Below are 25464 nucleotides of genomic sequence, written 5' to 3' on the forward strand. Positions count from 1 at the left end.
TGAGGAGTCCAGGGAGCGGCAGGACAATATACGGGCAAGAAAACATCCGGGTGTCGATTTGTCCAGCGCGACCAGGCTGTCGATTCGCTTTGAACGAGGCCTGCGGCGGTGCGCAGCGCGGATGCATTTCGTACAGACCTAGCCGCTCGCGTTGCCCTTCTCGTACATGCCCAGCGCCTTCTTCAGCCTTCCACGGATGTGCTCGCGCAGATAGCCCGGCGCCAGGACTTCGATCTCATCGGCATTGCTCTGCAGAAACAGGCGCAGCCCCTGGGTGTCCTGCACCGAGCAGCTCAGGATCGCGCCGCTTTCGGTGGGCTCGATGTGCTGTGTTTCGCTCAGGCGATTTTCCGTGAGCCGGTTCAACAGGTTCGGCTCCAGTCGCAGGGTCAGCGCTATTTCCTCTTTGTCGTGGAGGGTCATGAGGTCTTTCTGCACCTCGAATGACTCGACGCTGTAGTTGTCCGGCTCGGGTAGGTCGAGGAAGTCCGTGCGCACGCTGAGCACGCGATGAAGCATCAGCACGCAGGTCGTGCCGGGGCCGTTGCTGCTGTACTTGCCCCGTGCGGTGCCGGGCTCGGGTGTCGCGCCGTTCGACCATTGCTCCGAGTGGACGTAGGCAGAAAGGTAGATGTTCGAGTCCTGGAACGACAGCGCGAGGGGTTTCAACACGTAGGTGCATTCAGCGTCCGCGGCATCGCGCGGCTTGTACCGCATGCGCAGGCTTTCGCCGTTGAGCATTGCGCTCTGGACGATCTCCAGGTGAGCCGGGTCGTAGCGGCCGGGGAGGAGGGTCATGAAGCGGGTGCCGGAGGTGATCCGGCCTTGCGCCACCAGATCCTGCTGGGCGTTCCGGGTGATCACCCCCTGCGCATAGTCACGCAGCTCGACCAGTTGCTCCGTCACCAGCTTGAAGCCGAAGCGTTCGGAATGCTGCAGGACCGCGAGCAGGGTCATCGACTCGGTGGGTGTCAGCACCAGGTCGAGTCTGACCTGCTTGTGCAGCTTCCACCGATGGGACTTCTGGCCCTGCGGTTTTTCACCCGTGACCTGGCGCTCCAGGACCAGGGCCTTGAGGTCGCGCAAGGTGGTCTTGATATGGGGGCTGTGGCCGGTCCATTCACGCAGCAGGTCATGCAGTGCCTCTGTCGTCAGCGCGGTTCCGGCGCGGTGCAGAATCCTGGTCAGGGTTCTGCGACGCTCGTCCTTCGATGTTTTTTCACTCACGGGGTGTACTCAGGGACAAAAACTGTCCCTATTGTCCTGCAGTATCGCTTTGCCAGCAACGAACCCGGATTTTTCCCAGGAGTGCCCATGAGCGCCAAAGCAACCCGTCGTATCCATCCTGCCTACAAGCAATGTGCGCAGGTGCAAGCCTTCGTCGAATGGCTCGCCCGGCACCTCGGTGCGAACCAGCCGCTCCAGCATGAATACCGCAACCGCCAGACGGGCAAGCACTGGCAGTTCACCGACCTCTACGATGCCTTCACCCAGTACCAATGGCAGCACCCGGGTGTCCCGCACCTGCAGGTCAGCGCCGGCAGCTGCGCCACCAGCAACACCCAGGCACTGAATGCGCTGAGCGTCGATCTCGGTGCGGCCCGCTGCGATGCCACGATGCTCCGGGGAGCCAAGGCCACCATGGCCTGGGGCGGTGTGGCGGCGCGCAACAACCAGTGGCTCGAGGACAACCAGAACGGCCTGGCGACGATGGTCGAACAGGTTGCCCGGGTGCTGCGAACGGGCGATCTGGACAACCCGCGTTTCGCAAAGGATCTGCGCTTCAACGCGGGCATGACCAAGGTGTATTCGCTGATCTGCCAGGACTTCATCATCTATGACAGCCGCGTGGCGGCAGCCCTGGGCATGCTGGTGGTCATGCATTGCGAGGAAACGGGTCTCGGCGTTCTTCCGCAGGGTCTGCGTTTCCCCTGGGCGCCGGCGAAGGAAGGGCAGAACACCGCCGTGCCCAAGCGTCGCAATCCAGGCCGCAGCGCGTTCAAGTTTCCCGGCTTGCGCCGCGGACGCCATCACGCGCTGTGGAACATGCGTGCGAGCTGGGTCCTGAGCCAGGCGTTGGCGCATCCGCTGGCCGCCAACAGCCCGTTCCATGGCGGCGGTGGCAATGCGCTGCGCCGGCTGGAGATGGCGCTCTTCATGATCGGCTACGATCTCCCTGGCCCGGCGGTGTGAACACGGCGGGGGCATGCAATCCCGAGAGGGTGGTGTCGATCACGAGTGAAGGCGTGCTGCCGTGTTCTTCTTCCACCCTCTCAGGTTCATCAGGCACAGCACCACCTGCAGGACGATCAGCGCCCAGGCCTCGGCGTGCCAGCCCCAGAGGGTCCAGAGCAGGTTGCTGGCGATGAAGCAGGAGAAACCCGCCTTGCGCCGTCCGGGGCGGTGCGATCCGATGCACCAGGCGGCCAGCACCGTTATCGCCATCGCGGGCCATTCCAGCAGTTCGATCCAGGTCTCCATCGCAAGCGTTCACCCGCCTCAAGCGGCTCGACGCTCGCCCTTGAGCAGCTTCTTGTGCGCTTCCATGGCATGACCCAGCTCTTCGAGCCGGGTTTTTCCCAGGAGCTTCTTCGCGGTGGGAAACAGCTCGCCTTCCTCTTCCTCGATATGGTGTTCCAGCAGTTCCTTCATGACCTTGACCCGGCCGGCAAACTCGATGGTGCCGGTTGCGGTATGAAGCAGATCGGGCAGCACCAGTGAGTCGACGGTGCGGTGTTCCTCCTTGGCTTCGTAGTACATCTTCGCTTCCTCCTTGCCCCCGGCCTGCTTGATGGCGGGATAGAGGATCTGCTCTTCCAGGGCCGTGTGGATCTGCAGCTCCTGCTCGATCCGGTGCAGCAGCTCGGCGCGTTTCTTGATGGCGCGCTCGGTGGTCGACGACAGTTCTTCCAGCAGCTTCCTGACCCGTTTGTGGTCTTGAACCAGCAGTTCGATGGCATTCATGGCGAGGCCTCTTTGCGGATGGTCGAGCGTGGGCGGTGCATGGGCGGTGCATGGGCGGTAGAGTCGCCGCCCTGCGCCGGGGTTCCAAAAGGACGATCAGAGGATCGGCTTGCCGCCGGTGACGGCGTAACGTGACCCACTGATGTAGCTGGCCTCGTCGGAACCCAGCAGCACGTAGATCGGCGCGACCTCGACCGGTTGCCCGGGACGGCCCATGGGGTAGCCGGAACCGAAGTGTTTCACCGCCTCGTCGGGCATGCTGGCCGGGATCAAGGGCGTCCAGATCGGGCCAGGTGCCACGCTGTTGACGCGGATGCCTTTGTCGGCCAGCAACTGCGCCAGGCCGGCAGTGAAGTTGGCAATGGCGCCTTTGGTCGCGGCATAGGCCAGCAGCCTGGGCGAAGGGTCATCGGAGTTGACCGAGCTGGTGTTGATGATCGAACTGCCCCTGGGCATCGACGGGAGCGCCCGCTGGCAAATGCGGAAGATCGCGGTGATGTTGACGTCGAAGGTCATCAGCCACTCGTCATCGTCGATTTCCTCCAGGGTTTCGTGGGCCATCTGGAACGCCGCGTTGTTGACCAGGATATCGATGCGACCGAACTGCTCGACGGTCCGGTCGACGATGTCGTGGCAGTGCTGCTTCTGTCCCAGGTCGCCGGGCAGGAGCAGGCACTGGCGCCCCGCGGCCTCGACCCAGCGTGCCGTTTCCTGGGCATCCTCGTGCTCATCGAGGTAGGCGATGGCGACGTCCGCACCTTCGCGGGCATAGGCGATCGCCACGGCACGCCCGATGCCGCTGTCGGCCCCGGTGATCAGGGCGATCTTGCCTTCCAGGCGGCCGTGGCCCTCGTAGGTCTGCTCGCCACAGTCGGGACAGGGCTCCATCCTGCGTTGTGAGCCCGGCATGTTCTGCGCCTGCGAGGGGAAGGGGGGAGTCGGGTAGTCGCGCATGGTGGTACTCCTGCTGTCGAGAACACTGATACCCGTTGGAAAGATGGCCGGGCCGAGTATTGGACTGGATCCGGGATTTCCACGACGGACGGCCATTCGCCAGGCAGCAGCCGGCTCAGCGTTGTGCCTGCGGTGCGACCCCGGGCTCGGTGACCAGCTCGCCGTCCAGTCCGAGCTTGTCGAGCAGACGGCGCGCATCGTACGGGGCGTGCACTTTCTGGTCGTTGTCGAAGTAGCAGTACACATCGCGCCCAGCGCGCCTTGCCGGGGCGCGCCGCAGCACCCGCTGGGCGTCCTCCGGCTGGCCGCCCGCGGCCCAGGCCTGGATGCGCAGGCGCCAGCGCCGCAGCGCGCTGGCGGTGTAGCCGCTGCTGTAGAGCTCGACATCGCCATGCAGGCGCAGATAGACGAAGTCGGCGGTGACGTCCTCGACATACGGCCATTTCCCCGCACTGTCGGCCACCACCAGCGCCACCTTGTGCTTGCGCAGCAGGTTGATGAAGGTGGCGCAGAGAAAGCTCGGGTGACGGATCTCCACGGCATGGCGCAGGCGCGCGTTGCCGCCAATGGCGCTGCCGCCGTTGTCCTGCAGGCGCTCGGCTGCCCGCGCAGCCAGGGCGCGGGCAGCCTTGCGGTCGCGGGGCAGCTTGGCCAGGAAGTCGCTGAAGCGCTGCTCGTCGAATTTCAGGCTCGGGGGAAACTGCCAGAGAAAGGGGCCCAGCTTGTCGCCCAGCAGCAGCGGGCCGGAGGCGAAGAAATTGGCCAGCGCCTCATCGATCTCGCGCAGCCTGCGCACATGGGTGATATAGCGCGGCGCCTTGACCGAAAACACGAAGCCCTGCGGTGTGTCGTCACGCCACTGGCAATAGCGTTGAGGTGTCTGCAGCGCGTAGAACGAGCCATTGATCTCGATGCTGTTGACCGCCCGCGAGGCGAACGCCAGTTCATCGTCCTGGCGCAGGCCCTTGGGATAGAAGTCCTTGCGCCATGGGCCATAGCGCCAGCCGGAAATACCGATGCGGATTTCGCTCATGAGGGCCCCCCAGCATTTGTGCACTCATCACTGGCGACCGATATCCGGACGGCAGGGTTCAGGGAGAGTGACGAATGGGTTGCCCGGTCGTCATGACCTGGAGCGCCTGGCTCGATACCGAACCAGGCGCGTTGTCAGAGGGTTTGCCCCACGTTCAGGCGTTCGATCGTGTCGACGAGGTCTTCATAACTCACCGGCTTGTTCAGGTGGCGGTCGAAGCCGGACTGGCGCGACTTGTGCCGGTCGGCGCTGGCGCCGTAGCCGGTCAGGGCGATGGCCGGGATGTAGCGCAGATGTTCAAAGCCCCGCAGTGCCTTGATCAGCGCATGGCCATCCATGCCTGGCAGGCCGATATCGGAAATGATCACGTCATACTGCGCAGCTGCTGCCGAGTCCAGCGCCAGCCGAGGATCGCTGAAGGCATCGACGTCGGCGCCTTCCATCAACAGCAGTTGCTCCATCACTTCCAGGACTTCGACGGAATCGTCCACCAGCAGTATCCGCACACCGGTCAGGCGTCCCTCTGGCTGCGCATCGCCGCTCTGTTGCTGCGGCTGCTGGGTGTGTTCGCACAACGGCAACAGGATCGTGAAGTTGCAGCCCTGGCCCAGCCCGGGAGACTGCACGCTGACCTCGCCACCATGGGCCTCGACCAGTTGACGGACCAGCGAAAGGCCAATGCCCAGCCCCTCGCGGCCATGGCCGGAGGGGGCGGCCTGGCTGAACAGTTCGAAGATGTTTTCCAGGGACTCCGCGGCCAGCCCGATCCCCTGGTCGATCACTTCCAGCCGGGCCTGCTCGTCCTGCCGGGTGAGCACCAGCTGCACCTCGCCGTCCGCAGCGCTGAACTTCAGGGCGTTGTTCAGCAGGTTCCAGATGATCTGCTCCAGGCGTGTGCTGTCACCGTCGACATACACCGGCGCGGCATCGGCCGGCAGGGTCAGGCGCACGTTGCCGCCATGCTGCCCGCTGCGCACCACCGAATGAATGCCCAGCAGCACGGCACACAGGTCGACCGGCTGGGTGTTGAGCTTGAGCTTGCCGGTGCGGATGCGCGCGACGTCGAGCAAGTCATCGATGATCCGCGCCTGGCTGGCGACCGCCTCGCAGATGGTGCCGACCGCCTTGCTCGCGGTGTTGGCGTTCTTGACCGAGGGCAGGCGTCGCAGGATATCGGCGTTGAGCTGGATGAGGTTCAGCGGGTGCTTGAGTTCGTGGGACATCACGGCGAAGAACTCGTCCTTCATGTGGCTGGTGCTTTGCGACTCGGCCAGGCGCTTGCTTTGTTCGTCGTGCAGGCGCTTGTGGCCGGTCAGGTCACGGGCGATCTTCACGTAGCCGCGCAAGCTGCTGCCCTTGAGACGGGACACTTCACCACTGCAGTAGAAGCGGCTGCCGTCCTTGCGCACATGCCAGCGTTCGTCCTGACCCCGACCGTGCAGGCGCGCGGCGTGCAGCTCGCGCTCCGGCTCCCCGCTCTCGCGGTCCTGCTCGGTGAAGATCAGGGCATAGTGCTGGCCCAGCACTTCGTCCTTGGCGTAGCCGAAAATCAGCGCGGCGCCGGTGTTCCAGTCGATGATCAGGCCTTGTTCGTCCAGCAGGATGATGGCGAAGTCATGGGTGCTTTCGGCGACCAGGCGCATGCGTTCTTCGCCCTGGCGCAGGCGCTCCTCCGCGGCGCGGCTCTTGGTGATGTCGATGAAGGTCAGCACCGTGCCGTCGACGTTCTGCTCGCTGGCCCGGTAGGGCAGCAGGCGCGCCAGGTACCAATGCTGATCATGGCCGATCACTTCGCGTTCGAGGGTGGTTTCGCGTTCGATCACGGCGCGGGCATCGTCGGCCAGCGCGGGGTAGTCGAGGCGGTGGGTGATGTCGAGCAGCGAGCGGCCGGTATCGACCGGCAGCATGCTGAAGATGTCGGTGGCCCTGGGGGTGAACCAGCGAATGTGCAGATTGCGATCGACGAACACCGTGGCGATCTGGGTGGAGGCGATCAGGTTGCTCAGGTAGTCGTTGATCTTGTCGGTTTCGTCGACCTTGGTCTTGAGCTCGTAGTTGACCGTCAGCAATTCCTCGTTGATGGATTGCAGCTCTTCCTTGCTGGTTTCCAGCTCTTCGCTGGCCAGGCGCAGTTCCTCGTTTATCGCCTGCATTTCCTCGTTCGAGGCGGTCAGCTCCTGGCTGGAGATCTCCGACTGTTCGATGGTTTCCTGCAACTGCTGGCGGGTACGCTGCAGTTCGCGCTCCAGGGTGTTGAGGACCATGCCGTCAGTCTGCTGGACCGCGCTCGGGCCGTGCTGGGCGGCTTCGCGCACCTGGAACACCACCAGCAGGCAATCGCTGCCGCTGGGTTCGTCCTGGTGCGGCTGGACCTGTACCAGGACTTCGACGCGCTGCTCGTCGACGGTGACGATCACCGCGGCCGACGTGACCGGCTGGCCGGAGTTCTGCGCTTGCAGCAAGGTGCTGCGCAGGGTGGGGCGCAGCGGCACCAGCACCAGGCTCAGCAGGTTGTGGCTGAGTTCTCCGCCGGCATGGCGAAGAAAGCGGCCTACGCCTTCGCTCATGTGCAGGATGTTGCCATCGTTGTCGACGATCAGGCTGGGCGGCGTGCGCCGGGCCAGGGCGCGGTGATGGATCTCGGCATAGGACAGCTTGCGCGGCGGCCTGGCCCTCGCCGGGGCCGCCTTTGAATCGGGCGCCTGCAGCCGGCCGGGACGACGCGCCGGTTCCACCTCGCGGGCGCGGAAGATGCGATGGCGCTTGTCCACGGCGATGAACAGGTCCGCCGCCACATCGGCCGACTCCGAGCAGCCGAGGAACAGGTAGCCGCCCTTGCGCAGGGCGAAGTGGAACAGCCGCAGGATTTCCCGTTGTACCTCCCGGTCCAGATAGATGAGCAGGTTGCGGCACACGACGAGGTCAAGCTGGGAGAACGGCGGGTCGGAGAGCAAATTGTGCCGGGCGAACAGGACCTTCTCGCGGATGTCCTTGCGTACCCGGTAGTGCTGGTCCTCCCTGATGAAGAACTGCCGCAGCCGGGTCATCGGCACATCGGTCGCGATGGCCTCGGGATAGATGCCCAGGCGGCCTGCATTGATCGCCCGCTCGTCGAGGTCGGTGGCGAACACCTGAATCCTCGCACTGCGCTGCTCCAGTGCCAGCTGCTCGGTGGCCAGCATGGCCAGGCTGTAGGCCTCCTCGCCGGTGGAGCAGCCTGCCGACCAGATGCGCACCTCGCGCTGGTTGCCTTCGCTGCCGTCGTCACTGGCAAGGCCCGGCATGACATGCTGCTGCAGCGCCTCGAAGGCGTCACGATCACGAAAGAAGTTGGTCACCCCGATCAGCATGTCCGCGAGCAGGGCGCGGCATTCCTCGGGGTGCTGTTCGAGGTAGTCGCGGTAGCCGGCCAGGTCTGTCCGGGCGGTGACATGCAGGCGCCGTTCGAGTCGGCGCAGCACGGTCGCGCGCTTGTAGTGCTGGAAATCGTGGCCGGTGCTGGCGAGCAGGCGGGCCAGGATGTCGTCGAGCAACGGGTCGCACTGCGCCGGGTCGCCCTCCCGCTCACCCAGGGCCGGCGGAAGGCTGTCGTCGTCGATTTCCGGGAGCCTGACCTTGCGCGCCGAGCGCCACAGCTCCACCAGCCTGGCGGGAATCTCGGCCACCGGCAGGATCAGATCGACCATGCCGGTGGCGATGGCGGCCTTGGGCATGTCGGGGTACTGGGCATCGGCAGGCGCCTGGACCAGGGTCACGCCGCCCTGTTCCTTGATGCGCGACAGCCCCACCGCGCCATCGCTGCCGCTGCCCGACAGGATCACGCAGAAAGCGTGATCCTTGTGCACGTCGGCCAGATCCCTGAAGAACAGGTCGATGGCGACATGGTCGCCGCGGTTGCGCCTGGCCGGGCTGACCCGCAGGTAGCCATCATTGGTCGACAGGCGGTTGGCCGGGGAGATCACGTAGACATGGTTGCGCTCGATCGGTATGGGCTCGCTCACCTGGCACACCGGCATGCGCGTGACGCGCTGGATCAGGCGATCGGCCTGGCTCTGGTGATCCGGCGACAGGTGCAGGACCAGGACGAACGCCATGCCGCTGTCCGCCGGGGCGTGCTGGAAAAACGTCTGGATTGCCTCCAGTCCGCCGGCCGAGGCACCGATGCCGACGACGGGAAAGTCCAGATGGCTAGGGCTGAGCGCAGGGTTCTGCGGCGATGCCAGTGAGGACTTGCTGGACGACTTCATGAGCGAGCCTTGTAGGGATCGGTAGGGTGCGGTGGCACGGATTATAGGCTCGCCGTCACGCAGTCGACGAGCGGTGGTCTCAGGTATGACCTGCGCGGCAAATCAAAAGTGCTATCAAGGCCCGATACTGGCCGGCCTTGCCCGGTCGTCCCGGCATTTAGCGCCGCTCATCTGCCGGGCGCCAATGAAAACGAATCCTCGCGGGTGCGCTGGACTCGCTAGTGGTGAGCCCTCACAAAATCAGCGGGACCGCTCATGCAGAAGAACGCGACCTGTCCAGCGCGGGATGACCCGCAGCCGCTTTATTCGGCAATGCTGCGCGACAGTGGCCATGACGCACGGGAATGGCTCGCCGCCCAGCTTCGCCGAACCGCGTCCCTGCCTGACGATCTGCCGGACGATTTCGCGCAACTGGAGGCCTGGGCGCGCGCGCATGCCGCACAGGTGTCCGCCGAGCACGCGGGTTATCTCGAGCAGCGCCGCCAGGGCGCGCCACGGCGCTTCTTCGCCAATCGCTCGCAGGCCCTGTGGTTTCTGCAACAGGTCGCGCCGACCAAGGCAGTGGACGGGGCCTGGCTGCACGGAACGCTCAGGCACTGGCGAGACCCGCGCTTTCACGGGCTGGTGCGGACCTTTCTCGAAGAGCTCGGCGATGGCGATCCGCGCTGCAACCATGTGCTGATCTTCCAGCGACTGCTCAGCCGCCTGGGCTGCGATCAAGGTCTGCCCCTGCATCCGCAGCGCTACCTGCAGGGCGCGGTGCAGCTGGCGCTGGGGAGGCATGTGGAGCACTTCCTGGCGGAGGTGATCGGTTACAACCTGGGCTATGAACAGCCGCCCCTGCATCTGCTGATCACCACCCATGAACTGGCCGAACTGGGTATCGATGCGCATTACTTCCAGTTGCACGTCACCATCGACAACGCCGCCAGCGGCCATGCCCGCCGCGCCCTGCACAGCCTGCGCCTGCTGATGCCGGAGACGTCCGCCGCAACCTTCCATGCGCGCGTTCGCCGCGGCTATCGCCTCAACGACCTGGGCCTGGACACCGCGAAGCTGATCGCCTCCTTCAACCTGGAGGACGAACTGCTGGCGGCTCTGCAACGCAAGCGGGTCTACGGGCAGTTCATGCACAGCGACCGCTGCCGGCTGCAGGGCCGGACCATCAACCAGTGGCTGGCCGATGCCGATTCGATGCCAGGTTTTCTGCGCGCCCTGGAAAAACAACAGTGGGTGCACCACGGGCAGGATCCGTTGCGCAGCCGTTTCTGGGCCTTGATCGACGGGCCCCATGCGGCGATGTTCGGGGTGTTCAGCGCCTATGAGAAGCAGCTCTGGCGCGACTGGATCGCCGCTGACTGGGCAGGCGAGAAATACCGGCGCGTCACGCCCGGCCAGTGGGAGCAGGCGCTGGCCCTCGAAGACCACGCGCCGCGGACGCAGGGTGCGGCGTGCATCGAGCGCATGATCGAAGCGATGGCGGGCAACCGCCATGCCGAGCCCGATGGCCTGCGTGCGACGCGCGACTTCATCCGGGCTACGGGCCTGGCCGGCGGAGGGCAATACTGATGCACCTCGACAAGAACCTGGTTTGCGCCGACCAGGCGCTTCTGCAACTGGGCCGGCGTTTGAGCGCCGACGGCTACCGTTTCACCTGTGTGACCCCGGCCACCCACGCGCGCAACAATGACCGTCCCGTTGCCGACAAGGCCCATGACCTGCGTGACGTCTTTGGCTGGAGCCGGCCCTTCCCGCCAGCGCTGATCAGCCCTGACGAACTGGCCCAGTTGAAACGGGCCGGGCTGGTCGAGGATCAGGGCGAGCTGCTGCGCAGCGTGGTGCGCTGGTCGAGCATCGACAATCTGCTGCTGGTGCATTCGGCATGGCCGACCGAGAGCCGCGACGCGGTTTTCTTCGGGCCCGACAGCTACCGTTTTGCCCAGCTGATCAAGGACTTCCTGCAACAGCATCCGCGGCGCGTGGAGAACGCGGTCGATATCGGCTGTGGCAGCGGCGTCGCCGCGCTGCTCATCGCCGCGGCCGCCCCGCATGCCCAGGTCTGCGCGGTCGACATCAACCCCTTGGCCCTGCGCTTCACCGCCATCAACGCCGCACTGGCCGGCGTGGCCAATGTCTCGGTGGAGCGCAGCGATCTGCTCGAAGACATCGCCGGCATGTTCGACCTGATCGTTGCCAATCCACCCTACATGCTCGATACCCGGCAGCGCGCCTATCGCCATGGCGGCGGTGCGCTCGGCGCGGAACTGTCGTGGCGGATCATCGAACAGGCCCGCGAACGCCTCGCGGTGGGTGGCACCTTGCTGTTGTACACCGGAGTCGCCATCGTCGAAGGCCGCGATTTCCTCCTCGAAGCGGTGCGCCTGCACCTCGCCGGGCCGGGATTCAGCTGGCACTACCGTGAACTGGACCCGGACGTGTTCGGCGAGCAATTGCTCGAACCGGGCTACGAGCAGGTCGAGCGCATTGCCGTGGTGGCGCTGACCCTGACCCGTATCGTCTGAGCGGACGATGGGCAGGGCAGGCGGGTTCGGCATCGAGGAGGAGTACCTGCTGGTCGACCTCGCCGACGGCCATGTCCTGGCCAGGCCCTCGCAGGCGGTGATGCGGCGATGCCGCGAGGTGGTCGGCGAGTATTTTGCCGAAGAGATGTTCAACAGCCAGATCGAGGTGGCTTCGCCGGTCTTCGGCAACCTGCATGAAGCGCGGGGTTTCTTCAGCGAAATCCGCCACGGACTGTGCCGCGAACTGGCGGCGGAGGGTGCCGGCCTCTATTGCGCGGCCAGCCACCCTGGCGCGCGCTGGCGCAGCCAGTGCCCGCGAAATCTCGAACACTACCGTCAGGTGTTCGACGACTATCAGGCCGTGGCCCGGCGCAGCCTGTTGTGCGGCCTGCACGTCCATGTGGGCGTTGCCCAGGGCCGTGACCGCATGCAACTGATCAACCAGGTGCTGGGCTGGTTGCCGTTGCTCCTGATCCTCAGTACGTCGTCGCCGTTCTGGAGTGGCGAGGCGACGGGCTACCGGAGCTACCGCCGCGTGGTGTGCGGGGAGTGGCCGCACATGGGGATGCCCGAGCCGTTGCGCGACTGGCGTGACTACCAGCGCTACTGGGCATTGCTCCAGGGCACCGGCGGGCTGGCGAATGACGGCGACTTCTGGTGGACGATACGCCCGTCGCGGCGATTCCCCACCGTGGAGCTGCGCATCTGCGACGCGTGCCCGCGGCTGGAGGATGGCCTGGCCATTGCCGGGCTGTTTCGCCATCTGCTCGAGCACGCACTGCGGGAGTGGCGCAACGGGCAACCGCTCAGCCAGGAACAGCGCTGGATAGCCCAGGAAAACTACTGGCGAGCCTATCGCCACGGGCGCGACGGCACCTTCATCGGTGCGCACGACCAGCATCCCGTCACGGCCAGCAGCTGGCTGGCGCAGTTGCGGGCCTTGAAGCCCCCGGACACGGAGGATGCCGGGCAGGCATTCGATCAAGCCGCGCGCATCCTGCGCGAGGGCACCAGCGCCGAGCGTCAGTTGCTCACCTTCGAGCGCGCCCTTGCGCACGGACAGGATGCTCGTCATGCCCTGAGAGCGGTGGTCAGGCAGGTGCTGGGCGAGGTGAGCCCAGGCGCGGGCCCATCATCATGAACACCGGACGTGACAGCCAGCCTCGCGGTTGAAGGCGATTTCTCTCGGGGCAACTTCAGACTCCCTTCAGACTCGGCGCCGATACTCCCCCCATCGAGCCCAATCGGGGGGAGGTTTCATGACCCAGCTTGAATGGAGCAACCTGCTCCCTTTGCCTGTTGGCAGCAATGCCGAGCATCACGCCCAGTTGTCCCTGCAGCTGGCCCACGACAGTGGTCGCGGGGAACTGGAGCACTTCATCCATCAGCGTTTCGCCGCCATGCACCATGCCGATGTCCAGCATTACCTGCCGGAACTGCTGGCGCTGCATGACCGCCACGGGCGCCTGATCGCGGCAGCCGGGGTGCGCCCGGCCAGCACCGGCCCGCTGTTTCTCGAACGTTATCTGGACGAGCCCCTGGAACGTGCGGTTTCGCGCCTGGCGGGCGCTCCGCTGGCGCGCGATTGCCTGGTCGAGGTAGGCAACCTGGCCTCGCTGAGCGCCGGCAGTGCGCGGATCATCATCATCCTGGTCACCTGGCTGCTGGCCGTCCGCGGCCTGCAGTGGGTGGCCTTCACCGGCGCCGCGACGCTGATCAACAGCTTCCAGCGCCTGGGGCTGCAGCCCTGCATCCTGGCTGCGGCCGATCCCGGGCGCCTGGACGGCGAGCAGGCGCAGTGGGGGACCTACTACGCCCAGCGTCCGCAGGTCTTCGCCGGCAATATCGGCTACGGCTTCGACGCCTTGACCCGCGCCGGCGCCTTCCAGCGCCTCGGCTTGCCGGCGATCACCCAGGAGACCGGTCATGCCGCATGAACTGGAGCGCTTTCAGCAGTTGCTGACGATACAGGCCCGCGACCATGGCGACGAAATCGCCGTGCAGGGCGCGACCCAGCGCCTGACCTGGGGACAATTGCTCACGGGCGTCGAAAGCCGGGCCCGCTTCTTGAGCCAGCAGGCGCCGGGGGCCCTGGTCCTGGCCCTGGACAATGGCCCCGAGGCATTGCTCTGGGACCTGGCCGCGCTGTTCGGCGAGCGGCCCTGCGTGGTTGTCCCTGGCTTTTTCAGCCCGGCGCAGTTCGAGCACTGCATCGTGCAAAGTGGCGCCACGCTGGCGCTCGGCGAGGCACAGTGGAGCGCGCAACTGGCCGAACTGGGCTTTGTCCAGGCGGAGGGGGTGTGGAGCCGGACCCTGGCGCTTCCCGCCAGGTTGCCCGGCGCTACCGCGAAGATCACCTACACCTCCGGCAGCACCGGCCGCCCCAAGGGCGTGTGCCTGAGCGCCGAGGCGATGCTGCGGGTGGCCCGGGAGCTGGAAGCGGCCGGCCGGGAAACCGCGGCGCAGCGCTACCTGGCGGTGCTGCCGCTGGGCATCCTGCTGGAAAACCTGGGGGTCTATGCCGCGCTGATGGCGGGCGCCTGCGTGTTGCTCTACCCACAGGCGCAACTGGGTATCGGCGGCGCCAGCCAGGTGGACTTCAAGCGCCTGCTCGGCGCCATTGCCCTGAGCGCTGCGCACAGCCTGATCCTGGTGCCGCAACTGCTGATGGGCCTGGTCACCGCGATCGAGCGCGGGTTGATGCAGGTCGGTGCGCTGCGTTTCGTCGCGGTGGGTGGGGCGCGGGTTTCCCCCAGCCTGCTGGCCCGTGCCGAGGCGGTCGGCCTGCCGGTGTTCGAGGGCTACGGGCTGTCCGAGTGCGCCTCGGTGGTGGCCTTGAACCGGCCGGGCGCGGTGCGGCCTGGCAGCGTCGGCAAGCCGTTGCCCCATGTGCAGGTGCGGATCGCCGAGGACGGTGAGGTGCTGGTGGCCGGGTCGACCTTGCTGGGTTACCTGGACGAGCCGCCATGCCAGGCCGGCTGGTGGGCCACCGGTGACCTCGGCTACTTCGACGAGCAGGGCTACCTGTATCTGAACGGGCGCAAGAAGCACCAGTTCATCACCAGTTTCGGGCGCAACGTCAACCCGGAATGGGTGGAAGCCGAACTGACCCAGAGCGGCACCATCGCCCAGGCCTTCGTGCATGGCGAGGGGCTGCCGCGAAACAGCGCCTTGCTCTGGCCGCTGGACCCGAATGCCAGCGACGAGGCCATCGAGCAGGCCGTGCAGCGCGGCAATGCGCAGTTGCCGGACTACGCCCGGGTGCATGCCTGGCGGCGGCTGCCGGCGCCCCTCGACAGCCGCGATGACACCCTCACCGCCAATGGTCGCCCGCGCCGCGAGGCCATCCTGAAGCGTTACCACAACCTGTTGGCCGACATTCCCTCATGAGGTTCGCCATGCCCTTTTTCGACACCCTGCAACTGCACACCGCCCAGGAGCGCCAGGCGCTGTTCGCCGTGCCGGTGATCCGCGAGGCCCTGGCTGGCCAGGTCAGCCTGGACAGCTACATCGCGTTTCTGACCCAGGCCTACCACCATGTCCGCCACACCGTGCCGCTGATGATGGCCTGCGGCGCGCGCCTGCCGGCCCGTCTGGAGTGGCTGCGCGGCGCCGTCTGCGAATACATCGAGGAGGAGTACGGCCACGAACAGTGGATCCTCGACGATATCAAGGCCTGTGGCGGCGATTGGCAAGCCGTGCGGGATGGCCGCCCGGCACTGTCCATCGAACTGATGGTGGCCTACCTCTACGACCTGATCGCCCGCGGCAATCCGGTCGGCCTGTTCGGCATGGTCAATGTGCTCGAAGGCACCAGCATCGCCCTGGCGACCCAGGCTGCCGGGACTCTCCAGAGCACCCTGGAACTGCCCGCCAAGGCCTTCAGCTACCTCAGTTCCCACGGGGCCCTGGACCAGGACCATATGGTCACCTACCGACAATTGATGGACCGCCTGGACGAACCTGCCGACCAGCAGGCGGTGATCCAGGCCAGCCAGGTGGTGTACCGCCTGTACACCGAGATGTTCCGCGGCCTGCCGCGTGCCGGCCAGCACGAGGTGCGTGATGCGTTTGTCTGAATCGGTGGTGGTGTTGACCGGGGCCAGTGGCGGCATCGGCCTCGAGCTGGCCGAACAGCTGTGCGCGGCGGGGGCCCGGGTGCTCGCGGTGAGCCGCCAGGCGGGCAAGCTGGCCAGCCTGATGCAGCGTTATCCGCAGCGCCTGCACTGGCAGGCGGCCGACCTGCGCACCCGCGAAGGGCGCGAGCGGGTCCTGGCGCGGGCGCGGGAAATGGGTGTCAACGTGCTGATCAATGCCGCCGGGGTGAATCGCTTCGCCTTGCTCGACCAGCTCGACGAGCAGGCCCTCGACGAGTTGCTGGACATCAACCTGAAGGCGGCGCTGCAGCTGACCCGGGCCTGCCTGCCGCTGCTCCGTGCCCGCCCCGCGGCACTGGTGGTCAACGTGGGGTCGACCTATGGCTCGATCGGTTATCCCGGGTATGCCACCTATTGCGCCAGCAAGTTCGCCCTGCGCGGTTTCTCCGAGGCCTTGCGCCGCGAGCTCGCCGATACCTCGGTCAACGTGCTCTATGCCGCGCCCCGGGCGACGCGCACGAGCATGAACAGCAGCGCCGCCACGGCGCTGAACCAGGCGCTCAAGGTGGGCATGGACGATCCGGCGGATGTCGCCCGGGCGGTGCTCGAGGCCGTGCAGTCCGAGCGCAGCGAGCTCTACCTGGGCTGGCCGGAAAAGCTCTTCGTGCGTCTCAACGGCATGCTCCCGGGGGTGGTCGACCGCGCCCTGCGCAAGCAATTGCCGGTCATTCTTCGCCATATCGGCAGTCATTCGAGGGAGTCGGGCAAATGAAGCGTTTTCTGGTCGCCAGCCTGCTGGCATTCACCCCGCTGACCTGGGCCCTGGACCAGGCCGGCAGCCAGCGCCTGGGCGAGTTGCAGCAACGCTGGGCACAGATCCAGTACCAGACACCCAAGGACCAGCGCGCCGATGCCTTCGAGCAACTGGCCGGCGATGCCGCCGGCTTCGTTCAGCAATATCCCGGCGCCGCCGAGCCGCTGATCTGGGACGGCATCATCAACAGCAGCTGGGCCGGCGCCACAGGCGGGCTGGGGGCGTTGGGCAAGGTCAAGGCGGCGCGGGCCAGCCTGGAGCAGGCGATCAAGCTGGATGCCAGTGCCCTGCAGGGTTCGGCCTACACCAGCCTGGGCACCCTGTACGACCAGGTGCCCGGCTGGCCGATCGGCTTCGGCGACGCCGACAAGGCCGAGACCCTGTTGCGCCAGGCATTGCAGATCAACCCCAACGGTATCGACAGCAACTATTTCTGGGCCGATCATCTGTTCCGGCAAAAACGCTACGGCGAAGCCCGCGCGGCGCTGGAAAAAGCCTTGCAGGCGCCGCCGCGGCCGGGACGTGAACTGGCCGACCAGGGCAGGCGTGGCGATATCGCTGCTTTACTCAAGGCGCTCAAGGACAAACAGGACTGACTATGCGGCTGCTGCTGGTTGAGGACGATACCGCGCTGGGCGAGGGGATCTGCGATGGCTTGCGCCAGGAGGGCTATACCCTCGACTGGCTGCGTGACGGGGTGAGCGGCCTGCATGCCTTGCAGCATGAAGCGTTCGACCTGGCGATCCTCGACCTGGGCCTGCCGCGCCTGGACGGCATCGAACTGCTGCGGCGGGTGCGGGCCGGGGGCGACAGCCTGCCGGTGCTGATCCTCACCGCGCGCGATGCCACCGAGGACCGCATCACCGGCCTCGATGCCGGCGCCGACGATTATCTGGTCAAGCCGTTCGACCTCAACGAACTCAAGGCCCGTCTGCGCGCCTTGCTGCGGCGCAGCGCCGGGCGGGCGCGGGTGCTGATCGAGCATGCCGGCGTCGCCCTCGATCCGGTCACCCAGCAAGTCCACTACAACGGCGAGCCGGTGGTGCTGACACCCAAGGAGTACGTGCTGCTGCACGAACTGCTGGCCCAGCCGGGCAAGGTCTTCACCCGCGAGCGCCTGACCCAGCTGCTGTATGGCTGGGACGAAGAGCCGGAAAGCAACACCCTGGAGGTGAACATCTATCACCTGCGCAAGAAGCTGTTCAACGGCCTGATCCGCACTGTGCGCGGTATCGGCTATCTGGTCGAGGGCAAGGCATGAGCTCGCTGCGCCAGCGCACGCTGTGGCGGGTCATGCTGTTGCTGGTGCTGGGGACCAGCCTGCTGGCCCTGTACAACTACCACGACAGCCGTCACGAAATCACCGAGGTCTATGACGCCCACCTGGCGCAGAACGCCCGTCTGCTCGAGGGCGTGATGAGCATTCCGGTCCAGGACGGCAGCCGCGAGACGCTGTACCGCGCCTTCAACGAAGCGCTGGGCAAGGCGGGGCGGCACCGGATCGGCCATCCCTATGAAAGCAAGCTGGCCTTCCAGGTCTGGGATGACAGCGGTGCGCTGCTGGTGCATACCCCCAGCGCCCCGGTCCTCGCGCCGCTCTCGGTCAGTACGGGCTTCGCCGATTTTGCGGTGAATGGCCAGCAATGGCGCGGTTTCGTCCTGCCGGTGCCGGAGCGGCACTGGATCATCTGGGTCGGCGAGCGCGAGGATGTCCGCTACGACCTGATCGACCGGATCGTGCGTCATACCCTGTTTCCCTTCCTGATCGGCAGCCTGGCCCTGGCCCTGCTGGTCTGGGCGGCGATCGGCTGGGGCCTGCAACCCTTGCAGAACATGGCCAACGTCATCCGCGCCCGGCATGCCGACTCCCTGGAGCCGCTGCAACTGGTGCCCTTGCCCTCGGAGCTGGAGCCGATGCAGGCGGCGATCAATCGCCTGCTGGCGCAGATCGACGACCTGCTGCGCCGCGAGCACCGTTTCATCGCCGACGCCGCCCATGAAATGCGCACCCCGCTGGCCATCCTGCGCCTGCATGCGCAGAACGCCCAGGCCGCCACCTGCGAGGCCGAGCGGCAGAAGGCCCTGGGCTTCCTGATCGGCGGGGTCGATCGCTTGACCCGGGTGGTCAACCAACTGTTGACCCTGGCCCGCGTGGAGCCGCGCCTGGGACAACGGGTCAGCACCCCGATCGACGTCGCGCAGATGCTCACCGAGTCGCTGGCGGAACTGACCCCGTGGATTCTCGACCGCGGCCTGGAGCCGTCGCTGGACATCGGCGAGGGTGATCACCGCCTGGCCGTCGATGCCGGCGTGCTGGGCATCGCCCTGCACAATCTGGTGGCCAACGCGGTGGAGCATTCGCCGCGGGGAGGGCGTATCACGGTGTCACTCAGGCAGCGTGCCGGCCAGGTCGAGCTGACCGTCGAGGACGAGGGGCCGGGCATCGACGAGGCCAGCCTGTCGCGGGTGTTCGAACGCTTCTACAGCCGCAACAGCCCGAATGGCGCCGGCCTCGGGCTGTCCATCGTCGCCACCATCGTCGAGGGCATGGGCGGCCAGGTACGTCTGGCAAACCGCGCCCAGGGCGGACTCGCCGCGACCTTGTCGATCCCGCTGGAACACGCCGCCGCGGACTTCAGGCTGCCTTAAGCTTCGGCTAGCACTTTTGGCATCGTGTATCCCACTTTGCGAGGCCAAGGAGATGAAGCGCGAATCGAGTACCGACCGTTATGGTCGCCTGTCCATCGTCATGCACTGGAGCATGGTGCTCCTGTTCATTGGTATCTACGCCTGTGTCGAATGGCGCGACGCCCTGCCCAAGGGGCATGCCCTGAAAGGGCCGCTGCTGGGCTTCCATGGCCTGCTGGGTCTGGCGGTCTTCGCGCTGGTCTGGGTGCGCCTGCTCGGTCGCCTGGCGCCTCGTCCGCCGATCCGCCCGCGACCGGCCGCGTGGCAGAACGCCGTGGCCAGCCTCACGCACCTGGGGCTGTATGGGCTGATGATCGTCACGCCGGTACTGGCCTGGCTGATGCTGGGCGCGGCGGGCAAACCGCTGCCGTACTGGGACATCGCGCTACCAGCGCCGATCGCCGAAGCGCCTGCCCTGGCCCGCCAGCTCAAGGGCTGGCACGAATGGCTGGGCAGTGCCGGTTACTGGCTGATCGGCCTGCACGCGCTGGCTGCCCTGGTGCACCACTATTGGCTCAAGGACAACACCCTCAAGCGCATGCTGCCCGGTGGGTAATGTTGTCGGCGCCGTCCCTGTTCAGAAGACCGGCAGCCGCCTGGTCTTCGCCAACAGCTGCATCAGCGTGGGCGAGGAGCGCGTGGTGCGCGCCGGCGCTTCGTTGCTGGTGGTCGGCTGACAGGCAAGCCCCGGCACCTGCCAGGTGCCGCCTTTCATCCGCGGCATGCCGCAACCCTGTTCCCACTCCCTCCCGCCTCACCACGCTCTGCAACAGGGCAACCTTCCCACGCAACCCTGCCATTTTGGGTTAACGGCCCTGCCGCGGCCGGGACTAGCATCATTTTCAGCCTGATTACAAATACAACAGCGTGCGGTGGCGGCGGTACCTGCGCCACTCCAGACCCACAGACTGCCTCATACAACAAGGTCAAGAAAATGAGCGTTTCCATCCCTGCGAACAGTTCCACGGAGCTCAGGCGCGGTGCCCTGGGTGTCGGTTTCATCATCTTTTTCGTGGTCTCGGCGGCCAGTCCCCTGAGCGTGATCGCCGGCGGCTTTCCCATCGGCATCATGCTCGGCAACGGCGCGGGTACCCCGGCGCTGCTGGTGCTGACCCTGGCGGTGCTGCTGGCGTTCTCGGTGGGCTACACCACCATGGCCCGCCATGTGACCAACGCCGGCGGCTTCTATGCCTTCTCCTCCCGTGGCCTCGGCGGCCTGGCCGGTGGCGCTGCCGGGGTGCTGGCGATGTTCGCCTACAACATCCTCCAGGTCGGGCTGTACGGCATGTTCGGTGGTGTGGTGGCCGGGACCATGAGCGTGGTCTTCGCCATCGAGCTGCCCTGGTGGGTCTATTCGCTGCTGGCCATGACCAGCATCGCCATCCTCGGCTACCGCAATATCGACCTGTCGGCGCGGGTGCTGTCGTTCGTGGTGGTCGCCGAGTACCTGGCGATCCTCACCCTGGACTTCGCCATCCTGCGCAGCGGCGGTGACAGCGGGATCAACTTCGCCTCCTTCGAGGCCCAGCATGTCGGCAGCGGCACGCCGTCCATCGGCCTGCTGTTCTGCTTCGCCGCCTTCATCGGCTTCGAGGCCACCACCATCTACGGCGAGGAGGCGAAGAACCCGCAGCGCACCATTCCCATCGCCACCTACGCTTCGGTGCTGCTGATCGGCGTGTTCTACACCCTGTCGATCTGGGCCATGGTGGTGGGCGTGGGCGCGGACAAGATCGTCCCGACCCTGCAGGCCCTGCAGGACCCGACCACCTTCATCTACGGCCTGTCCGACCACTTCGTCGGGCCGCAGCTGACCCAGGTGATCCGCGTGCTGTTCATGGTCAGCATCTATGCCGGGCTGCTGGCGTTCCACAACGCCGCGGCGCGCTACTTCTACGCCATCGGCCGCGACGGCCTGCTGCCCAAGCAACTGGGCACCACCCACCGGGTGCACCAGAGCCCGCACATGGGCTCGGCCCTGCAGAGCCTGATCGCCGCGGTGGTGGTGCTGGTCTTCGCCGCGCTGGATGCCGACCCGATCCTGCAGCTGTTTGCCTGGTTCTCCAGCCTGGCGACCCTGTGCGTGATCCTGCTGATGGCGATGACTTCGGCGGCGGTGCTGATGTACTTCCAGCGCCAGCCACAGCTGCAGCTCGGTTTCATGCGCAAGCGCCTGCTGCCGGGACTGGCCTGCATCGCGCTGCTGTTCGTGCTGGGCGTGGCGGTGCTGCACTTCGATGTCCTGACCGGGGCCAGCAAGTCCCTGTCCTACGCCCTCTGCGCGGTGATTCCCGCGGCCCTGATCACCGGTGTGCTGCTGGCTGCGCGTCTGCGCCGGCTGTGCCCGCAGCGTTACCTGGAGCTGGGCAGCCACAAGCTCTGAGCCGGCCCGCTCCTTCATTCTCACGACCTTCGTGCAGCGGCGCCGCGGGTGCCGCCTTACCCAAGGATATGTCCCATGGAAAATTTCCAGCTACTGATTGGCGGCGTTCGCGTCGCCGGTGAAAACGGCGAGTTCGCGGTGATCGACCCGGCCAGCGGCGCGCCCTTCGCCCAGTGCCCGGCCGGTTCGCTCGGGCAACTGAACGCGGCCGTCGCCGCGGCCCGCACGGCCTTTGCCGGCTGGCGCCAGAGCAGCGCCGCCGAGCGTCGCGCGGCGCTGCACAAGGCCGCCGACGATATCGAGCGGGAGGCCGACGCCATCGCCCGGCTGATCGTCCGCGAGCAGGGCAAGCCGCTGGCGCTGGCGATGTCCGAAGTCATGGGCGGGGTGGCCTGGACCCGCTACAACGCCGACCTGGAGATCCCCGTCGAGCAGGTCGAGGACAACCCGCGCCAGCGTGTCGAGCTGCACCGCAAGCCGCTGGGTGTGGTCGCCTCGATCACCCCGTGGAACTGGCCGTTCATGATCGCCGTCTGGCACATCATCCCGGCCCTGCGCGCGGGCAACTGCGTGGTCAGCAAGCCGTCGAGCCTGACGCCGCTGAGCACCCTGCGCCTGGTGGAAATCCTCGATCGCCACCTGCCGCCGGGAGTGATCAACATCGTCACCGGCGAGAAGGGCTTCGGCAGCGCCATCACCACCCACCCGGGCATCGACAAGATCGTCTTCACCGGCTCCACCCCCACCGGGCAGAGCGTGATGCGCGGCGCGGCGAGCAACCTCAAGCGCCTGACCCTGGAACTGGGTGGCAATGACGCCGCCATCGTCCTGCCCGGCACCGATATCGCCGCCGTGGTCGACGACCTCTTCAATGCCGCCTTCCTCAACATGGGCCAGACCTGCGCGGCGCTGAAGCGCCTGTATGTGCACGAATCGCAGTACGAGGCCTTCGCCGCGGCGCTGGTCGAGCGTGCCGGGCGCGAGGTGGTCGGCGCGGGCCTGGAGGCCGGGGTCACCTTCGGTCCGATCCAGAACAGCGAGCAGCTGGAGCTGGTCGGCGAGCTGGTGGAGGACGCCCGCCGCCTCGGCGCGCGCATCCTCTGCGGCGGCCAGCGCCTGCCGCGTGCCGGCTATTTCTACCCGCCGACCCTGGTGGCCGATGTCACCGACGGCGACCGCCTGGTCGACGAAGAGCAGTTCGGCCCGGTGCTGCCGCTGATCGCCTATGGCGATGTGGAAGACGTCCTGGCCCGCGCCAACGCCAGCAGCATGGGCCTGGGCGGTTCGGTCTGGGGCCCCGATGCGGCCCGGGCCGAGGCCCTGGCGGCGCGCCTGGAAAGCGGTGTGGCCTGGGTCAACTGCCATGCGCAGATCCAGCCCAACACCCCGTTCGGCGGCAGCAAGATGTCCGGCTTCGGCGTCGAGTTCGGTCTCGAAGGCCTGCTCGAGTTCACCGGCCAGCAACTGCTGTTCGTGCGCAAGGACAACCTCTCATGAACAAGCCCACCCTGTTCGCTGGCGTCCCGCTGCCAGCTTTTTCCGGAGACACTGCCGTGGCCCAGCCAAACCGTTACGCGCACTACAAGACCGCCGAGAAGAAATTCTGGCACCCCATGGGCAGCGCCGCCCCGGCGCACCGGGCCAACACCCTGATCATCGCCAGCGCCGACGGCAACTACATCACCGACGTCGATGGCCGGCGCATGCTCGACGGCGTGGGCGGCTTGTGGAACGTCAACGTCGGGCACAACCGCCCCGAAGTGAAGGCCGCCATCGTCCGCCAGCTGGACGAGCTGGCCTACTACCAGACCTTCGACGGCATCGCCCATCCGCGGGTCTACGACCTGGCCGAGCGCCTGACCGCGATGTTCGCCGAGGAAGACATGGCCCGCGTGCTGTTCAGCAGCGGCGGCTCGGATGCCGTGGAAACCGCTCTGAAGATGGCCCGTCAGTACTGGGTCGCCAGCGGCCAGCCAGGCCGCACGCGCTTCCTCTCCCTGCGCAACGGCTATCACGGCGTGCACATCGGCGGCACCTCGGTGGGCGGCAATGGCGTCTATCACTACAACCACGGGCAACTGCTCGGCGGCTGCCACAGCCTCGACACGCCCTGGCTGTACCGCAACCCCTGGGACTGCCGCGATCCGCAGGAACTGACCGAACACTGCATCCGCCAGCTCGAGGAAACCATTGCCCTGTACGGCGCGCACAGCGTCGCCGCGCTGATCGCCGAGCCGGTGCAGGGCGCCGGCGGGGTGATCGTGCCGCCGGCCAACTACTGGAAGCGCCTGCGCGAGGTCTGCGACCGCTACGAGATCCTGCTGATCGCCGATGAAGTGGTCACCGGCTTCGGTCGTTCCGGCTGCATGCTCGGCAGCCGCGGCTGGGGCGTGGCGCCGGACATCCTGTGCCTGGCCAAGGGCATTTCCGCCGGCTACATCCCCCTGGGCGCCACGGTGTTCAACCAGCGCATCGCCGATGCCATCGAGCAGGCGCCAGGCTTCGGCAGCTTCGTCATGCATGGCTACACCTACACCGGCCACCCGACCGCCTGCGCCGCGGCCCTGGCGGTGCTGGACATCGTCGAGGCCGAGGACCTGCCGGGCAATGCGGCGACGATCGGCGCGCAGTTGCTGGCGCAGTTGCAGCCGCTCAGCGAACGCTTCGAGGTAGTGGGCGAGGTGCGTGGCAAGGGTTTGATGATTGCCCTCGACCTGGTCAGCGACAAGCGCACCCGCCAGCCGGTGGACCCGGCCGCCGGCGATGCCGCGCGCATCGCCGAGGCGGCGCGGGAGGAGGGCGTGCTGGTGCGTCCGGTGGGCAGCAAGATCATCCTCTCGCCGCCGCTGACCCTCACCGCCGGCGAGGCCGGCCGCATCGCCGAAGTCCTCGACAGCGCCCTGTCGCGCTGCCGTTGAGCCACACCCGGGTCGCCGCCGACCGGCGGTGACCTTCCACTGCACTGATAAGAATGCCTGCCAAGGCACACAGGAGCACTTGCATGTCCAGCACCTTGTTCAACAGGGCCGCACGCCGCGGCCTTGCACTTTCGATCGCCCTGGGAATCAGCGTGCCCGCCCAGGCCTACGAGCTGTACGCGGACGACGACACGCACCTCAACGCCGACATGCTCGCGGTCTGGGGCATGTTCAACAGCCGCAAGAACTACGACGGCACCCCGGGCGGTTCGACCTGGCGCGAAGGCTTCATCAAGTACGGCCTCAGCGGCGACCAGGGCCTGGGCGGCGCCGGCACCTTGTACGGCACCTTCAACCTGGTCAGCTCGGCGACCTGGGGTGACGGTGACGCCGCCGGCAACACCGACGGTTCCGAACGCACCACCAAGATCGAGGACGCCTTCCTCGGCTGGCGCTCCGGTGACCTGTTCCCGGCCCTGGGCAAGGATGGCGTGGACTTCTCCGCCGGGCGCCAGGTGGTCAAGATCGGCAGCGGCTTTTTGATCAACGACGACGGCCCCAACCTCGGCAAGGGCCCGGCCGATGGCGCGCTGAACCGTGGCGGCGCCTACTACCTGGCGGCGCGCCACGCCTTCGACCGCACCGCGGTGCTCAAGCTCGGTGGCCAGGATGGCCTGCACGGCAGTGTGCTGTGNCTGAAGCTCGGTGGCCAGGATGGCCTGCACGGCAGTGTGCTGTGGCTGAAATCCGACAACCGCGCCCAGGCCGAAACCGAACTGGCCGCCGGGACCCTGGACTACACCGCCGACGCCGGCACCCTGGGCTTGACCTGGGTGCATGGCCT

Annotated in this window: 22 protein-coding genes and 1 pseudogene; 17 read left to right on the top strand and 6 right to left on the bottom strand. The window is 66.7% G+C overall.

Translation table 11 applies throughout. From position 1 onward, the window contains the following. Positions 1 to 138: 138 nt before the first annotated feature. The gene (locus RTI28_RS26620; protein WP_316923267.1) at positions 139 to 1227 is read right to left on the bottom strand and encodes a WYL domain-containing protein; all 1089 of its coding nucleotides are present in this window, start codon (positions 1225 to 1227) and stop codon (positions 139 to 141) included. An 87-nt stretch (positions 1228 to 1314) separates the two neighbouring features. On the opposite strand from RTI28_RS26620, the gene RTI28_RS26625 reads away from it, so the two are divergent. Beyond that, positions 1315 to 2193, top strand: a complete 879-nt coding sequence (locus tag RTI28_RS26625) for a hypothetical protein (RefSeq protein WP_316923268.1) — start codon at positions 1315 to 1317, stop codon at positions 2191 to 2193. Positions 2194 to 2232: 39 nt separating this feature from the next. Here RTI28_RS26625 and RTI28_RS26630 read toward each other — a convergent pair whose 3' ends face one another. From RTI28_RS26630 to RTI28_RS26650, 5 genes are all read right to left on the bottom strand, one after another. After that, positions 2233 to 2481 (bottom strand): hypothetical protein, encoded by a 249-nt coding sequence (locus RTI28_RS26630; RefSeq protein ID WP_316923269.1) that lies wholly within the window; start codon positions 2479 to 2481, stop codon positions 2233 to 2235. A gap of 18 nt (positions 2482 to 2499) precedes the next feature. Next, positions 2500 to 2964, bottom strand: a complete 465-nt coding sequence (locus RTI28_RS26635; RefSeq protein ID WP_316923270.1) for a hemerythrin domain-containing protein — start codon at positions 2962 to 2964, stop codon at positions 2500 to 2502. A gap of 96 nt (positions 2965 to 3060) precedes the next feature. Next, positions 3061 to 3918 (bottom strand): SDR family oxidoreductase, encoded by an 858-nt coding sequence (locus RTI28_RS26640; RefSeq protein WP_316923271.1) that lies wholly within the window; start codon positions 3916 to 3918, stop codon positions 3061 to 3063. A gap of 115 nt (positions 3919 to 4033) precedes the next feature. Next, positions 4034 to 4951: a DUF72 domain-containing protein gene (locus RTI28_RS26645; protein ID WP_316923272.1), complete on the bottom strand. Its 918-nt coding sequence runs from the start codon at positions 4949 to 4951 to the stop codon at positions 4034 to 4036. 134 nt (positions 4952 to 5085) lie between these two features. After that, the gene (locus RTI28_RS26650) at positions 5086 to 9198 is read right to left on the bottom strand and encodes a CheR family methyltransferase (RefSeq protein ID WP_316923273.1); all 4113 of its coding nucleotides are present in this window, start codon (positions 9196 to 9198) and stop codon (positions 5086 to 5088) included. A 255-nt stretch (positions 9199 to 9453) separates the two neighbouring features. Here RTI28_RS26650 and RTI28_RS26655 point away from each other — a divergent pair, with 255 nt between their 5' ends. From RTI28_RS26655 to RTI28_RS26730, 16 genes and pseudogenes are all read left to right on the top strand, one after another. Continuing rightward, positions 9454 to 10767: an iron-containing redox enzyme family protein gene (locus tag RTI28_RS26655; protein ID WP_410479046.1), complete on the top strand. Its 1314-nt coding sequence runs from the start codon at positions 9454 to 9456 to the stop codon at positions 10765 to 10767. Further along, on the top strand, positions 10767 to 11720 hold the full coding sequence (locus RTI28_RS26660; RefSeq protein ID WP_316923274.1) for a class I SAM-dependent methyltransferase: 954 nt from the start codon (positions 10767 to 10769) through the stop codon (positions 11718 to 11720). Before RTI28_RS26655 ends, RTI28_RS26660 begins: the two co-directional genes overlap by 1 nt. Positions 11721 to 11727: 7 nt before the next feature. Next, entirely contained in the window at positions 11728 to 12861 is a 1134-nt protein-coding gene (locus tag RTI28_RS26665; RefSeq protein ID WP_316923275.1) for a carboxylate-amine ligase, read from the top strand. A gap of 118 nt (positions 12862 to 12979) precedes the next feature. After that, positions 12980 to 13657, top strand: coding sequence for a thermostable hemolysin (locus RTI28_RS26670; RefSeq protein ID WP_316923276.1), 678 nt, complete (start codon positions 12980 to 12982; stop codon positions 13655 to 13657). Next, positions 13647 to 15110: an AMP-binding protein gene (locus tag RTI28_RS26675; protein ID WP_316923277.1), complete on the top strand. Its 1464-nt coding sequence runs from the start codon at positions 13647 to 13649 to the stop codon at positions 15108 to 15110. Before RTI28_RS26670 ends, RTI28_RS26675 begins: the two co-directional genes overlap by 11 nt. An 8-nt stretch (positions 15111 to 15118) precedes the next feature. After that, positions 15119 to 15799: an iron-containing redox enzyme family protein gene (locus RTI28_RS26680; RefSeq protein WP_316923278.1), complete on the top strand. Its 681-nt coding sequence runs from the start codon at positions 15119 to 15121 to the stop codon at positions 15797 to 15799. Beyond that, positions 15786 to 16589: an SDR family oxidoreductase gene (locus RTI28_RS26685; protein ID WP_316923279.1), complete on the top strand. Its 804-nt coding sequence runs from the start codon at positions 15786 to 15788 to the stop codon at positions 16587 to 16589. The genes RTI28_RS26680 and RTI28_RS26685 overlap by 14 nt, the downstream gene beginning before the upstream one ends. After that, positions 16586 to 17227, top strand: a complete 642-nt coding sequence (locus RTI28_RS26690; RefSeq protein ID WP_316923280.1) for a tetratricopeptide repeat protein — start codon at positions 16586 to 16588, stop codon at positions 17225 to 17227. The genes RTI28_RS26685 and RTI28_RS26690 overlap by 4 nt, the downstream gene beginning before the upstream one ends. A gap of 2 nt (positions 17228 to 17229) precedes the next feature. Further along, on the top strand, positions 17230 to 17892 hold the full coding sequence (locus RTI28_RS26695) for a response regulator (protein ID WP_316923281.1): 663 nt from the start codon (positions 17230 to 17232) through the stop codon (positions 17890 to 17892). Beyond that, positions 17889 to 19280: a sensor histidine kinase gene (locus RTI28_RS26700; RefSeq protein WP_316923282.1), complete on the top strand. Its 1392-nt coding sequence runs from the start codon at positions 17889 to 17891 to the stop codon at positions 19278 to 19280. The genes RTI28_RS26695 and RTI28_RS26700 overlap by 4 nt, the downstream gene beginning before the upstream one ends. Positions 19281 to 19332: 52 nt before the next feature. After that, positions 19333 to 19875 carry a cytochrome b gene (locus RTI28_RS26705; protein WP_316923283.1) on the top strand — a complete coding sequence of 181 codons (543 nt, stop codon included), beginning with the start codon at positions 19333 to 19335 and terminating at the stop codon, positions 19873 to 19875. Further along, a complete protein-coding gene (locus RTI28_RS26710) occupies positions 19868 to 19996 on the top strand; it encodes a hypothetical protein (protein ID WP_316923284.1) in 129 nt (42 codons plus the stop codon). The genes RTI28_RS26705 and RTI28_RS26710 overlap by 8 nt, the downstream gene beginning before the upstream one ends. A gap of 257 nt (positions 19997 to 20253) precedes the next feature. Continuing rightward, positions 20254 to 21702, top strand: coding sequence for an APC family permease (locus RTI28_RS26715; protein ID WP_316923285.1), 1449 nt, complete (start codon positions 20254 to 20256; stop codon positions 21700 to 21702). A gap of 75 nt (positions 21703 to 21777) precedes the next feature. Further along, positions 21778 to 23199 (top strand): aldehyde dehydrogenase family protein, encoded by a 1422-nt coding sequence (locus RTI28_RS26720; RefSeq protein WP_316923286.1) that lies wholly within the window; start codon positions 21778 to 21780, stop codon positions 23197 to 23199. Continuing rightward, positions 23196 to 24620 (top strand): aminotransferase class III-fold pyridoxal phosphate-dependent enzyme, encoded by a 1425-nt coding sequence (locus RTI28_RS26725; RefSeq protein WP_316923287.1) that lies wholly within the window; start codon positions 23196 to 23198, stop codon positions 24618 to 24620. Before RTI28_RS26720 ends, RTI28_RS26725 begins: the two co-directional genes overlap by 4 nt. 83 nt (positions 24621 to 24703) lie before the next feature. Further along, positions 24704 to 25464, top strand: a pseudogene (locus RTI28_RS26730) (hypothetical protein); the annotation flags it as partial.

This window comes from Pseudomonas sp. zfem002, from assembly GCF_032621685.1.
Taxonomy (GTDB): domain Bacteria; phylum Pseudomonadota; class Gammaproteobacteria; order Pseudomonadales; family Pseudomonadaceae; genus Aquipseudomonas; species Aquipseudomonas japonica.

Bases quoted from the DNA above. Each gene is read 5' to 3' on its own strand.
- RTI28_RS26700 (WP_316923282.1), top strand. From the start codon at position 17,889: ATGAGCTCGCTGCGCCAGCGCACGCTGTGGCGGGTCATGCTGTTGCTG.
- RTI28_RS26685 (WP_316923279.1), top strand. From the start codon at position 15,786: ATGCGTTTGTCTGAATCGGTGGTGGTGTTGACCGGGGCCAGTGGCGGC.
- RTI28_RS26720 (WP_316923286.1), top strand. From the start codon at position 21,778: ATGGAAAATTTCCAGCTACTGATTGGCGGCGTTCGCGTCGCCGGTGAA.
- RTI28_RS26640 (WP_316923271.1), bottom strand. From the start codon at position 3,918: ATGCGCGACTACCCGACTCCCCCCTTCCCCTCGCAGGCGCAGAACATG.
- RTI28_RS26625 (WP_316923268.1), top strand. From the start codon at position 1,315: ATGAGCGCCAAAGCAACCCGTCGTATCCATCCTGCCTACAAGCAATGT.
- RTI28_RS26655 (WP_410479046.1), top strand. From the start codon at position 9,454: ATGCAGAAGAACGCGACCTGTCCAGCGCGGGATGACCCGCAGCCGCTT.
- RTI28_RS26715 (WP_316923285.1), top strand. From the start codon at position 20,254: ATGAGCGTTTCCATCCCTGCGAACAGTTCCACGGAGCTCAGGCGCGGT.
- RTI28_RS26660 (WP_316923274.1), top strand. From the start codon at position 10,767: ATGCACCTCGACAAGAACCTGGTTTGCGCCGACCAGGCGCTTCTGCAA.
- RTI28_RS26630 (WP_316923269.1), bottom strand. From the start codon at position 2,481: ATGGAGACCTGGATCGAACTGCTGGAATGGCCCGCGATGGCGATAACG.
- RTI28_RS26665 (WP_316923275.1), top strand. From the start codon at position 11,728: ATGGGCAGGGCAGGCGGGTTCGGCATCGAGGAGGAGTACCTGCTGGTC.
- RTI28_RS26650 (WP_316923273.1), bottom strand. From the start codon at position 9,198: ATGAAGTCGTCCAGCAAGTCCTCACTGGCATCGCCGCAGAACCCTGCG.
- RTI28_RS26680 (WP_316923278.1), top strand. From the start codon at position 15,119: ATGCCCTTTTTCGACACCCTGCAACTGCACACCGCCCAGGAGCGCCAG.
- RTI28_RS26675 (WP_316923277.1), top strand. From the start codon at position 13,647: ATGCCGCATGAACTGGAGCGCTTTCAGCAGTTGCTGACGATACAGGCC.
- RTI28_RS26690 (WP_316923280.1), top strand. From the start codon at position 16,586: ATGAAGCGTTTTCTGGTCGCCAGCCTGCTGGCATTCACCCCGCTGACC.
- RTI28_RS26645 (WP_316923272.1), bottom strand. From the start codon at position 4,951: ATGAGCGAAATCCGCATCGGTATTTCCGGCTGGCGCTATGGCCCATGG.
- RTI28_RS26635 (WP_316923270.1), bottom strand. From the start codon at position 2,964: ATGAATGCCATCGAACTGCTGGTTCAAGACCACAAACGGGTCAGGAAG.
- RTI28_RS26695 (WP_316923281.1), top strand. From the start codon at position 17,230: ATGCGGCTGCTGCTGGTTGAGGACGATACCGCGCTGGGCGAGGGGATC.
- RTI28_RS26725 (WP_316923287.1), top strand. From the start codon at position 23,196: ATGAACAAGCCCACCCTGTTCGCTGGCGTCCCGCTGCCAGCTTTTTCC.
- RTI28_RS26670 (WP_316923276.1), top strand. From the start codon at position 12,980: ATGACCCAGCTTGAATGGAGCAACCTGCTCCCTTTGCCTGTTGGCAGC.
- RTI28_RS26705 (WP_316923283.1), top strand. From the start codon at position 19,333: ATGAAGCGCGAATCGAGTACCGACCGTTATGGTCGCCTGTCCATCGTC.